The following is a 12,463-nucleotide window of genomic DNA, read 5'->3' on the forward strand; positions in this document are numbered from 1 at the left end:
AACGTAAATATTTTAAATAAAATTTTTGACATTCCACCGATCGTTGCTACCTTATAAACAGGAGTTTTTTGTGGGGGATTTAGACATGGAGCGTGAGACTGAAAAGCAGAAGGTTTGGCGGGCTCTTAGGCCGGGGAAAGCTGTTCGGCGCGAGAACTTGTTGGCCATATCACCCAGTGTGGACCGTTGCCTCAAAGAGCTTGTGGCCGAAGCTAAGGTGAGGAAGTTAAGTCAGGGCCTTTACATGCGGCCGAAGGAAACTGCTTTTGGTCCTGCTGCGGCGGACGAAACCATGCTGCTTCGTTCCTTTCTCAAAACCGATCACTTCTTTGTATTTAATCCAAGTGTTTTTAATTCACTGGGGCTGGGAACGACACAGCTTTACAACAAGCGTATCGTTATTAATCCCAAACGTCATGGTGAACTAAGCATTGCTGGGCGAAACTTTTCTTTTCAACGGCGTGATAGCGCGAAAGTGCCGAAGGAAGCGTCGCCTGAGGTGCTTGTCGTTGAAATGCTTAATGGACTTTCAGAACTTGCTGAAGATGAAAAGCAAATCATGTCTTCCCTGGAGCGCAAGCTCACTGAGTTCGACAGCAAGCAGCTTGCGCGCGCTGTGCAAAAATACGGAAGCCATTCCACTCATCTAAAGTACCTGCGCCTAACCGAAGCGTCCGAAGCAAACTGTGCCTGAGTACCTTCACAACCACAAAGATTTTGTAACGATTTTAACAAATCTGTCTGTGCATATGAGCATCGATCCTTCTTTGATCGAAAAGGACTACTGGATTATGCATAGCCTGTGGTCTCTGAAAAAGCATGGCTTTAGTTTTGAACTAAAGGGAGGAACATCCCTTTCCAAAGGGTATCATCTAATTGAACGCTTCTCGGAAGACATCGATATTCGCATTGACCCTCGGCAAACGGCATGCGGCTTCAAAGTCTATGAAAGCCGGAACCACGACAAAGATAGACACGTGGAATCCCGTAAACAGTGCTTTGACTGGCTTTGCTCGGAGCTTGATGGAAAGATTCCCGGGGTGGTTGAAGTGCAACGAGCCCATGAGTTTGACGGCAATAAATACCGTAGTGGAGGTATTCGGCTAGCGTACGAATCTAAAACGAATGCTCTTTCAGGCATCAAGGAAGGTATCCTTCTGGAACCGGGCTTTGCAGAGACCACTCCTAATAATCTAATCGACATTTCATCTTGGGCTTGGGATAAAGCAAGAGAGTATCAAAATCAAAATATCATCGACAATCGGGCATCTGATATTGCCTGCTATGACCATCGCTATACTTTTGTGGAAAAACTCCAAACGGTAGTGACGAAGTTCCGAAAGTACAAACAAACTCAGCAAATCGAAAAAAATTTCCTCAGGCACTACTACGATATTGCTCAGCTACTAAAAAGCAATGACGTGCTACAATTTATACTTACGGACGAATACCGAGAGGTCAAAGACCATCGCTTTAGTAAGACAGACAAAGAGTGTCAGCTGTCTGATGCTTTTCGTTTAGATCAGCAGGTTAAGGAACAATTTGAACAGGAATACCAGGGAACAAAAGATCTTTACTACAAGGGTCAGCCGCCTTTTTCTGAATTGCTCAATACAATCGAAGCCCACCTTAATCTCCTATAGCGTAAGGTGTTGTCTCTGAGACGGAGACATGTCTTGTCATTTGCTCGTGTGGCGGACGTATCCACGACGAAACATAGTATCGACAAGGATTGTGAATCCTTGTAGCGTGGTTTTGTGTTGCGTGCTCGTATCGTTGCCATGTTGATCTTTGCCAGCGTTGTCGTGTGTTTTAGCTGGCTTGCTACGCGTGAGGAAAGTACATCGCCTCTCGTTCTGCCTTCGCTTGAAGAGCAGAAAGAGATTTTTCGTTATTTGGTTCAGCGGGAATCGTTGATACGCAAGCGTGCGGAGCAAAAGTTCCCGGGCGATCACTGGTCACAGAGTGATGATTTTCACAACGCCGAAACAGCGCTAGTTCGTCAGCTTGCGGCCCAAAGCAAGCAATCTCAGCAGGGCATCTGGTTTGCGATTGATCGAGGAATAAGGCAGCACTGGTTTGCGCAGTATCCTCGTGAGGTCAGTAACCCTCCTTGCAAACCACGCCCTTTTTATGATTGATCCTCAACCAGCTCTTCGGTGATAAAGCAATGAACATGGTTATCACCATCCCTTCACGACTCAAGCAGTTTGCAGGCACCATCCAAGCCAAAGATTTCTTTTGGATTCGTCTCGCTTGCTTTGCTTTTTTAGCAAGCTTGTTTCTCTGGCCTCTTCTTAGCCACGCATCAGACATCAATGCTTTCGTGATGCTCAATCTTTCATCGTACGAACGAGACGCTGTGATTACGATGCGGCGTTTCTTTGAGCTGCCGCTATGGGATCCTTACTACTGCGGCGGTATCTACGCACTTGGCAGCCCTCAAAGTCGCTTTGCATCACCAAGTTTTCTTATATCACTCATCTTTGGCCAAGAGCGCGGAGCATTGCTCATTGCTTTTGTCCTGCTCATTGTCGGCATGGAGGGCTGCTTTCGTTATTTGCGCAGCATTCATCACAACTCATGGTCTGCTCTTTTGTGCGCGCCTCTTTTCCCTTTGAGCGGTTTTTTTGCTTCCTTGTTTTTTCTGGGCTGGATTAACTTTTTCTCGTTTTTAGCTATCCCGTGGCTATTGTGGGGCGTTCGCCAAAGTGTGCACTCAAAGAGTGCAGGCTTGGTAAGTATCGCGCTCAGCGCGGCATGGATGACGGGTTTTGGCGGAACTTATTCTGTGCCGATGGCCGCGCTGGCTGCTGTATTCGAGTGCTTTGTTGTTCTGGCTTCTTTACGAAAAAGCCCCAAGCGCCTGCGCGAGTTGCTCGTAAGCTACCTGATAGCTGGCATGCTAAGCGTGTTTCTTAGTTGCTATCGTCTATGGCCGATCATCGAATCGCTGCACGCTGCGCCGCGGATCATGACGGGCACGCCTGCGCATTCGCTTCGCACCCTTGGCGCTATGCTTTTTGAGCGCCTAGCGCCCGAGCAGGGCAATCTCAGCGTACATGGGCAGTACTACATTGGCATAGCCCTGATTCCGCTTATCGTGTTGGGCTCTTTCCGGCGCTCGATGCTTCCTTATGTTGCAGCGCTTGGTCTGTCGTTATGGACAGCTACAGGCTATGCATCGCAGCTATCTCCCTTTGCTGCGCTCCGCCACTTACCCATCTTTTCAACCTTTCGCTATCCGGAACGCTATCTTATTTTTGTAGCCTTGTACGCTACCATCCTTTGCGCTGAAGCTTTGCATCGCCTATTTCAACTTGCTCAACGCAAGCGAGCTCTGCACCCTATCCTGCTCGGCGCGTTACTCCTTCTGTTTACTACATACTCGCTTATGATAAGCGATCATGTTCACGCAGTCGCCGGGATGCACTTTGAGCACGCTCCAAAAACCATCGAGCGTTCCTTTCATCAGGCAAGCGGTAGTCGCTGGGCTCTGAGCTACTTTGCGCCGATGTCTCGTGGTTCTCTCCTGCTGGGAAGCCTATCCAGTTCCGCAATCAGCCCTCTTACGTGCTGATCTAGAACACGAAGAATATTTGCAAGACCCTCTTGCAGGTCAGCTTGAGCGCAGCCATTGGAGTCCTAACACGATATCCCTAAACGCAACGCTTGGGCAGCGCACACGCGTGCTGATTAACCAAAACTGGCATCCCGGATGGAAAAGCAACGTAGGCACCGTGCTAAGTCACGAAGGACTGCTCGCTATCGATCTGCCGCAAGGATCACACCAGCTACGCTTGCGCTTTTTGCCGCGCTCGGCCATTGGTGGCTTTCTAAGCTCTCTTTCGGCACTACTTGTGCTCTGTTACTTGATATACTCACTACACAAACATTCAAAGTACGGACCGAGGCAATTGGCTGCTCTGGCAATTCCGCTAGTGGTTTTCGCTGCATGCCGCTTAGGCATCCAAGAAGCATCACAGCCCGCACCGCCTCCGGTAAATGCAAACGGTGTTAGAGCGCTTAGCAGTGCTCTTCCCGAAGCCAGCCAAGCACTTAATATTGAATATGAACTTCCAGTTAAACTCAAAGGCCTGCGCTTTGCTGACACTATCCAGCGGAGCAGCTTATTTGAGCTGGAGCTCGATTGGCAGAGATACGGCAGCATTCCTCGTAGCGTAGGCGTGTTCGTTCATTTGATTAGCCCCAGCGGCTACACGATAAACTCGGATCACTGGGCCATCGCCTCAAGTTTTATTCTACGAAATGCACCTAAAAATATCATCCTACGCGATATCGTCTCGTTCCGTATACCGGCTAACGCCGAAAAGGGAATATGGACACTTCGGGCAGGCCTTTGGAACATTGGAAGCGATAAAAAACGCATCCCTATCACGAATCAAGCCCACAAAAACGAAAACGACGTCACGAGCTTAGGAACGATCGAAGTTCGTTAGCGGACAACCAACAGCACGCAACGGGATGCATCATTCCTTGCTCGAGAAGGAAAATCGTTCCTTGTTTGGCAGTGGAAGCCGAACACTGATCCGCATTTCAAAAGCAATAAATCATGAACGATCAGAGACGTTTTGGTACTCCGCACAAAAGTCTCGGCGCGACCTTTCTGTGTCTATCGGACCTTTTTGATTCCTAAGCACATTGTTTGTCAGACAGCTCATGCTAACTCTTCAATCCGTTGTGATTTTTTTTGGAGTTGAATTATGACAAGCAGATGTTCTTTTAGACCAACACTAGCCGCGGTTATCGCCTTATTCACCGGGAGCATGGCTCTTTCTTGTAGCCTCGATGCATCAACAACAATCGATAGCGATTCGCATGCCTTTCAAGAGGCAAACGTCGATCAATGCAACATGGTGTTTCCATCAGCAGAAAACTCAACAGCGAATGTCGGACCGATTCGACTTGACTTGCATACACTTAGCATCAGTCGTCTGGATATAGGCGAGTCCAAAGAACTCAATCTCTATTATAGCGGCACATCATGTGATTTTCCGCCGCTTAGCAGCAATTATTGCGAATCCAATGGCGCGGCTGTCATCAATCCGGAAGCAGCAACGACGAATTTCAATATTCCATGGCCGCTTTCAGAACAGGGCACGGCTGCTTCCATTCAGCAACGCTCTTTAAGCACGCTGAGCCTGCTGCAACCACAAGCAACAGGGAACAATAAACGTGGCCCTGAAGGATCGTTGCTCATTGATGGCGTGGATTTCGGGGCACCATGGCAAGCCGACGGGCAGACCCATATTCCAGCTTGGAATCTCGATGCGTACGCCGCTTATCAGTTCACACCAGCCAATGTCATCCCACCCCAAGACAGCGGAGATCAATTCTTTGCTGTCGCCATTGATTACAACAAAGCACCTCCATACAGTGCGCAGATCAATGACACCCTAACTCAACGTTTGGGCTACTATGGGTTCCGTTTCAAGAACACACAAAGCGGCATGTACATCCAGCCAACAGGAGAGCGTCAACCCGCGTTTGAGGCTTTCTCAGCAAAAGCACAGGCGCATTTCAAAGAGCTCTACGACAGCAAATCACCTGTTCAAAACTTGCTCAGCAATGTCTTCGGAATCGAAATGGGCTCGAATCTTGAGCTGATGTCTCTTCCAAACGAAGTTTGGGCTTTAAGCTCAGCAAGCTTTGATGCAAGCTACTGGCTGTTGGCGCGACGATCGATCGGCTGCCGCATCCGATATGAACAAGTTCTGGATTCCATACGCATCGAAATCCCTTTTCGTTTTATGCACAATGGCAGCACCTACAATGTGGCAGCCATCTACAAATATGCACGCGCTCCGTATAACGCACAGCAATCGCACCATGATGATTTTGCAGAGCTGGCCATGAATTTGTTTGAGCTTGATCTGCAAGGCAACTTCGGACAGCCACCTGTTTATGGAGTTGACGTAAGGCCTTATTTCCCTCGGCAAGGCGATAATGCCCTGCTCAACGAAGCGGACATTCCGGTGATTGCACCCACATCAACGCCTTTTACCTCATCGGTGCCTGAAGGGCCATCCCAATCGTTCCCCAACTGCCAAGGTCAGAACTGGTGTGTGATGCCGGACCATCATGTACTGCCGAGTTGCGGTTATCTCGGGGCGCAACTCTTTGGCTGGAAGTTGCTAATCGCCAAACCAGCATCGCAAACGCCACTTACCCCCCTAAATGAAAGCACCGATTTCAACGCAAACCTAAGTCTCGATCAAGCAAGACAGCTTTCGTCAAATTTCATGGCCGAACCCACCCCCACACAAACACAACTCGACAATTGGTTTGAAATGCACGGATGGCGTTTGTTTTGCAACTCGGCTTGCAACGGTGCTGGCGACTGCTTTGAGCTTAGTCAGACGCCGCAAGAACAGAACTTTAACTGGGATAAGAAGGGTTACCCTGGCCCATCGCCTTATTCACAGACGTGGGATTGCCCAAACGGTTGTTACCTGTATCGCCCCGAGTGAGCCCACACTAGCGACAAAGGTGCTTGGCCGCGATTACGCATGCAACAAGCTTTTTTTCCGTTTTCAGCAACTCAAGCAACCTTTGCTCTGAAGAGCAGCATGACTAATCCTTGAGCCCTGCAGCTTGACATGTTTCAACGGTGGAGTAAGTGCCCCACGTTTGCTAGATGCCAGACGCTCCATTTGTTGGTATGCATAGGGCTAAGCGCGTGAGACATTATCTATCCATACCAACTCGTATTTTCTTGGCCTTTACATTTGTATTGTTGCTTTTCGCATCCGTTGCGGGGCTTAGCCTTGTGCAGCATCAACGCACGGCCTCGACCTTGCGCTTGCTTCACGCCGGCTATTTGCCGTTGGCTCTGTCGGTGGGTGAGGCTCGAGCGGCGCAAGCGGTGTTTGCCACCTTGCTCGATCGCCTTTTGGATGACGGAGAGTCTGTAGCCACGCGCAATTGGCTTGGAGTCGCGCTGCGCGTTCGTCCGCTTCGATTGCGCCGAGCCATCGAAGGGGTGAGTCGCGTTGCGCGCCTGAATCCGCCGCCTTCCGATCAAGACTTATTGCGACGGGTCCATGCGGGTCTCGTTGCAGTGCGTGAAATCCAAAACAACAACGAACCGCGCTTCAAAACCTTGTTTGATGCGCTACGCGCGCGCGATAGAAGCTCGGCCACTCGATTGCTTACCGAGTTGCGTGCCGAAGAGCGCAAAGGTCAGCGACAGCTCCGCCAGGCTTGGGCCACCCTTCAGCAACATATGGCTTCCACAAGCATGCAAGCCGACAAAGACGAGCAACAGATGGTTATCGTGCTTGGTGTATTGAGTCTGGTGGTGCTTTTTATCGGAAGCATTCTCATGTGGTGGTCGAATCGTTTGCTAGCACCACTACCCTTGCTTCAAGAGCGCGTTGAAGCCGTGAGCCGTGGTGAGCTCAAACGCTATCCCAATCCCAAACCCCACAACGAACTTGGTAGTCTGGCAGTGAACTTTGAGCACATGGTCGAAACGCTTGCAGCGCGCGACGAGAGCCTTCGGGAGACGACCAACAGGCTTGTGCAAAGCGAGCAACTTGCCGCTATCGGCCAACTTGCCGCTCAAGTCACGCACGAAGTACGTAATCCCTTATCTTCGATTGGCTTAAACGTGGAGCTTCTCGAAGAAGACCTGTCTGAAAGCAGCCAAGAAACGAAAGACCTGCTCACGTCCATTCGACGTGAAATCGATCGACTAACCGAGATCACCGAAAAATATTTGAGCTTAAAGCGTTTACCTTCTCCGCAACGAGAACTCGACGATTTTGATCGCATGCTGCACTCGATTATCGAGTTTATCCGGCCTGAGTTTCAAAAAAGCCAAATCACCCTTAGCTTACAAAGCGAAGGGGTGTCTCATTTGCTGTATTTTGACGAAGATCAGATTCGCCAAGCGTTGCTTAATTTACTTCGCAACTGCAAAGAAGCCATGCCGGACGGAGGCAAGCTTGAACTCGTTGAACACTGGAATGAAGACGGCCTTTCATTAAGCATCGTCGATCAAGGCATTGGCATGGACGACGAGACGCGTTCCAAAATCTTTAACCCCTTTTTCACGACCAAAGAACGAGGCACTGGTTTAGGACTTTCACTCACCCAACAAATTGTGGTAGCGCACGGCGGAAGTATCGAATGCAAAAGCAGCGTTGGACAAGGAAGCACCTTTATCCTTCATTTTCCCCACAAGAGCGCAAGTCCCACTAGCACCCCTCCATCATCTACAACTCAAGAAAGAACAGCATGACACGAATCGATCAGCGAGAGTCCAATCAACTTAGAGAGGTCACGTTTGAACTGCATGCCCAACGGTTTCCCGAGGGTTCGCTAATTTATCGTTCAGGGCAAACGAGCATTCTTATCGCAGCCTCGGTTGAAGATGGCGTGCGCGATTTTCTCAGAGGCACAGGACGCGGCTGGGTGACCGCCGAATACGCCATGCATCCGCGCGCGAATCCAGAACGCAAAGGCCGCGACAGCAGAAAAGGATCGATTGATGGACGCTCGCAAGAGATTCAGCGTCTAATTGGTCGAGCGTTGCGCGCGATTGTTGTGCCCGTAAAACTTGGCGAACGCACAATCAATATTGATTGCGATGTGCTCGATGCCGATGGTGGAACCCGCACCGCATCCATCACCGGAGCCTTTGTTGCCTTGGCTCTAGCGCTTGATCGTCTGTGCAAGGACGGGCTTATCGGAACGGGTGTGCTTCGCGGCAGCATGGCTGCCGTCAGCGTGGGTCTTGTGGAAGGAAAAAGCTTGATTGATCTTTGTTATCAAGAAGACAGCAAAGCTGAAGTGGACCTCAACGTGGTCGCAACAGCCGATGCTCAGATTATTGAGATTCAAGGAACATCTGAAGATGCACCAGTCAGTCGCAGCAATTTGATGGCTTGGTCGATCTTGCCCTTGAGGGTGTTCATGAACTTACTGTCCTTCAAAGCACGATTCTCAAGGATGCCGGAGTAAATTTACAAAGGTTATTTGGCGCATGAAAAAATTAGTCGTTGCGAGCAAGAACAAGGGCAAGCTTATTGAGCTCACACGCCTGCTCGACATGCCGGAAATTGAACTTGTGTGCTTGGATGATTTTTCTTCCGCCCCCGATGTCGAAGAGACCGCAAAGAGCTACCGGGGCAATGCGAAGCTTAAATTGCTGTCTGCCCTCGCGCATACGGATCTGCCCTGTTTCGCTGATGACAGCGGTCTTGAGGTTGATGCTCTGGAAGGAGCGCCAGGAATTTATTCGGCAAGATTTTCCGGAAAAATTGCCAATGATGGCAAGAATAACTATAAATTAATGACAGAACTGTCTGGTTACACCGATCCAGCTCAGCGCAAAGCTCGCTTTCGAGCCGTCATTGCCTTTGCTGAGCCAAGCCAGAATCAGCCCGACGCAAAGATTCACTACTTTGAAGGCGTAAGCGAAGGGCATATTGCGCTCGAAGCCCGCGGCAAAGGTGGTTTTGGCTACGATCCGCTTTTTGTCCCAGAGGGCTATACCAAATGCATGGCCGAGCTTGAGCCCGCCGAAAAAGACAAAATCAGCCATCGGGGGCGCGCCTGCGCAAAGCTCAAAGAATTCCTCAAAGAGCATTGGCTGTCTTGAGCTCTAGGTAGCTCTCGGTTATGGTCCGCGGCACCAGTGAGCAGCAAGGCTTTGTTGCTTTTGGAAGACGGGGTGTAGCACAGCCTGGTAGTGCGCTGGTTTTGGGAACCAGAAGTCGGGGGTTCGAATCCCTCCACCCCGACCCTGTTGGTGGCTTTTAGAATTGATTTTGATTGACGGCGCGCAGAGGGCTAGGGCGTTGAGCTAGGGTTCGCGCTGGCGCTCTCCCGGATTCCCAAAAACTGCACTGCGTTTGTTTTTGGGCCCCTGCCGACTCCGCTCAACGCCCTAGCCCTCTGCGCGCCTTTCCTTATTCATCGTTTCTAACCGGAGTGGGTCGGTGCTTCGGGCGGAATAGTTATCGCTGCGCGCTGGCGCTCTCCCGGATTCCCTAGTGCTCGTTTAAGAAAGTCCTGAGCCACCGAGGCGCCGCGCTTTGCTCTGCTACCAAGGCGCCATGACGTAGGACTATCCCTTGATAATTCAAGGAATGGCAACGCAGGTAGCAGGGCAAAGAACAAGCCGAATGGCTCAGGACTTTCTTAAACGAACACTAGCACTGCACTGCGTTTGTTTTTGGCGAGCTAGTCAGTACCTGCATCGGTCGCATCGCACACGGCATGGATGGATTTGGCTAAGCCGTCATCGAGATTAACGATGCGATCGTTTTTGCAGCTACCGTCGGGACAGCTTATGTAAGTGGCTGGAAAGGGGCACGGATAGGCAGCATCTGGCTCGTTGCTGAGTTCGCGTTCGACCAGCTGATCCTCGATGCAACAGATGATGGTGCTGCTATTTGGGGCAGATTTTTTTTTGGACTGATTCGAGCATGAAAAGTTAGCTACAAAGAGCATTAGAAAAAGAGTCAGAACTAGTCGTGGATGTTGCATTCTCGGGCCAATCGCTGCGAAGTGTTATCTAAGCTTAGCACTGCTTTAGGCCCTTTGTTTTGCTCATTTTACCGGGCTTTATGCAGAAAGAAAAAGCGAGTAGCGCGCAGCGCCCACTTTGTGGTACGTGAGCACGCGATACAGAAACCTTTGGGGCTCTGTGTTCGCGCCCGTAGCTCAGTTGGATAGAGCAGCGGCCTTCTAAGCCGAAGGTCGGAGGTTCGAATCCTCCCGGGCGCGCTATCGATCTTACAGCCTTTCGCTTGTGATTTACGCAGTACAAAAGCTTTAGCGCGGCGCTCCCCCGGAGCCCCGCTTCCTTTTCACGCTTTTGCGGTTCGAATCCTCCCGGGCGCGCTGCTTTTCTCAAGACCCATTGGCTTTCTCTTCGCAGCAAGCTGTCTCTCGAGCTCTGCGTCATAGACACGTTTAGTGTCTCTGACTCTTTTTGTCGCTGCTCACCTCCCGGGCGCGCCGATCGTTTTAAGCAAGGATGCGGGTTTCTACGCCTTGGTGGGCGGAGTTGTTGCTTAGACGTGGATCAACCCACGAGGTGACGTTGCTTAGGCCCATAGCTTGCATCATCGCGGCAAAGAGTTTGCCGTGGGCGTAAAAGCCATCCGAGCAGCCAGAGTTCGCATACATGCACCAAAAATTGCTGTCCAAAGATGAGTCGCGCATTTTAAGATAACGGCCCGTGTTCAATGCGCCCCCTGCACCACCTGCAAGCACTACGGGAATGTTGTTGTGCGAATGCACACTTGACCCCGAGCCAAACTCATTGGTCCAATAGATGAGCGTGTTATCCAGAATCGTACCCTCGCCCAATGGATCCGGAACATCCAGGGCTTCAAGTAGATATGCAACTTTTTCAGCATAGTAGTGTTCCAGATTGTAAGAGTCACCGCTTGCTCCACCTGGAATAGCATGCGCAATGTTGTTATGAGGATCAGCAATACCCAGCCATGGCACATTTTCAAACGAACCACCTCTGTCAAACTGCATGGAAACAAAACGTGTCATGTCACAAGCAAAGGCTTGCGCCACGATATCAAACTGGAGCTCGGTTACTGTCGGCGCATTGTCGCGCTTTGTCGCATTAATGGATGCAGGTGCCGGTGGTTTCTCATTACAACTCGCAACCGCCGAGCCATCGAGACGTCGCTCAATGGATGCTAAAGCCTCTAAATGCTGATCGAGTTTGTCTCGCTCGCTTGGTGGCAGCTGATTTCGAAGCCTTTCAATATCTGCCGAAGCATAGTCGAGCGCTGAGCCTCGACGCGCAAGTTTGCGTTCCAGTGCGGGATCGATCGTGCCCCCCCCACCTGAGGGTTGGAAACTACCAAACAATAGATCGTAGGTTTGGATGGGATCATAGAGCGGGGGTAAACGGTTGAGGTTCATGTCGTAGGACAGTGTATCCATCGCACTGGTCCCGCCTGCAAAACCAGCACTGAGTTGAAGCGATTTGACGGGCGTGTCCGGATTGAGCTGAGCCGCAAGGTATTGATCGATGGAAGGAAGTCTGGGCCGTTCAAATTCGCCACTGTTTCCAGAATAGTTACCAGTCGCTCCTGCACCTGTGACCGCTGAAATCATGGCGGGGCCATGGTTATCCACGCCGACATCGGCATTAACGCGGTGATCCACATTATCCAATACCAGCAAACGATCTTTGTACGGTTGCAAAGGCGCCAAAATGGAATTGTTGAAGTCTAAGGTAAAGTTGGTCTCCGTGGCCGCTCCACCGCTACTCGAACGGGGTTTCCATTGATCCATGACCACGCCTTGTGGGTTGAAAATCATGATGAAACGTTTGGGAGCACCATTGGCCGCAGCAGCTTGCTTACGTTGCCACATACCGGCAAAACGCACCGTTACGGCGCTAGCACCCAGAGCAGCCAAAAACAACCGCCTTGAGCTTAGAAAATCTGGCACTCTCTTT

General features: G+C 50.6%; 10 protein-coding genes, 2 tRNA genes and 1 pseudogene. 11 read left to right on the plus strand and 2 right to left on the minus strand.

The features are described from left to right. Positions 1 to 70: 70 nt before the first annotated feature. From IPJ88_18075 to IPJ88_18120, 10 genes and pseudogenes are all read left to right on the plus strand, one after another. Positions 71 to 694 (plus strand): hypothetical protein, encoded by a 624-nt coding sequence (locus tag IPJ88_18075; protein QQR90035.1) that lies wholly within the window; start codon positions 71 to 73, stop codon positions 692 to 694. Beyond that, complete coding sequence (locus IPJ88_18080) at positions 687 to 1,643, plus strand: nucleotidyl transferase AbiEii/AbiGii toxin family protein (GenBank protein QQR90036.1); 957 nt, start codon at positions 687 to 689, stop codon at positions 1,641 to 1,643. The genes IPJ88_18075 and IPJ88_18080 overlap by 8 nt, the downstream gene beginning before the upstream one ends. A 114-nt stretch (positions 1,644 to 1,757) precedes the next feature. Next, the gene (locus IPJ88_18085; GenBank protein ID QQR90037.1) at positions 1,758 to 2,141 is read left to right on the plus strand and encodes a hypothetical protein; all 384 of its coding nucleotides are present in this window, start codon (positions 1,758 to 1,760) and stop codon (positions 2,139 to 2,141) included. A gap of 35 nt (positions 2,142 to 2,176) precedes the next feature. Next, positions 2,177 to 3,580 (plus strand): hypothetical protein, encoded by a 1,404-nt coding sequence (locus tag IPJ88_18090; protein QQR90038.1) that lies wholly within the window; start codon positions 2,177 to 2,179, stop codon positions 3,578 to 3,580. Between the two features lie 19 nt (positions 3,581 to 3,599). Next, a complete protein-coding gene (locus IPJ88_18095) occupies positions 3,600 to 4,460 on the plus strand; it encodes a hypothetical protein (GenBank protein ID QQR90039.1) in 861 nt (286 codons plus the stop codon). Between the two features lie 264 nt (positions 4,461 to 4,724). After that, the gene (locus IPJ88_18100) at positions 4,725 to 6,491 is read left to right on the plus strand and encodes a hypothetical protein (protein ID QQR90040.1); all 1,767 of its coding nucleotides are present in this window, start codon (positions 4,725 to 4,727) and stop codon (positions 6,489 to 6,491) included. A 209-nt stretch (positions 6,492 to 6,700) separates the two neighbouring features. After that, positions 6,701 to 8,266, plus strand: a complete 1,566-nt coding sequence (locus IPJ88_18105) for a HAMP domain-containing protein (GenBank protein QQR90041.1) — start codon at positions 6,701 to 6,703, stop codon at positions 8,264 to 8,266. Beyond that, positions 8,263 to 9,014, plus strand: a pseudogene (gene rph / locus IPJ88_18110) (ribonuclease PH). The gene IPJ88_18105 and the pseudogene rph overlap by 4 nt, the downstream one beginning before the upstream one ends. Next, positions 9,011 to 9,628, plus strand: a complete 618-nt coding sequence (rdgB, locus tag IPJ88_18115; GenBank protein ID QQR90042.1) for an RdgB/HAM1 family non-canonical purine NTP pyrophosphatase — start codon at positions 9,011 to 9,013, stop codon at positions 9,626 to 9,628. Before rph ends, rdgB begins: the two are co-directional and overlap by 4 nt. 68 nt (positions 9,629 to 9,696) lie before the next feature. After that, positions 9,697 to 9,770, plus strand: a tRNA-Pro gene (locus tag IPJ88_18120). 442 nt (positions 9,771 to 10,212) lie between these two features. On the opposite strand, the gene IPJ88_18125 is transcribed toward IPJ88_18120, so the two are convergent. Next, positions 10,213 to 10,518, minus strand: a complete 306-nt coding sequence (locus IPJ88_18125) for a hypothetical protein (GenBank protein QQR90043.1) — start codon at positions 10,516 to 10,518, stop codon at positions 10,213 to 10,215. A gap of 166 nt (positions 10,519 to 10,684) precedes the next feature. Between IPJ88_18125 and IPJ88_18130 the strand changes: the two genes are divergently transcribed. Next, positions 10,685 to 10,758, plus strand: a tRNA-Arg gene (locus tag IPJ88_18130). A 243-nt stretch (positions 10,759 to 11,001) separates the two neighbouring features. Here the strand turns inward: IPJ88_18130 and IPJ88_18135 are convergent. Beyond that, on the minus strand, positions 11,002 to 12,456 hold the full coding sequence (locus IPJ88_18135) for a DUF1552 domain-containing protein (protein QQR90044.1): 1,455 nt from the start codon (positions 12,454 to 12,456) through the stop codon (positions 11,002 to 11,004). Positions 12,457 to 12,463: the final 7 nt, after the last annotated feature.

The organism is Myxococcales bacterium (assembly GCA_016699535.1).
GTDB lineage: Bacteria > Myxococcota_A > Polyangia > Polyangiales.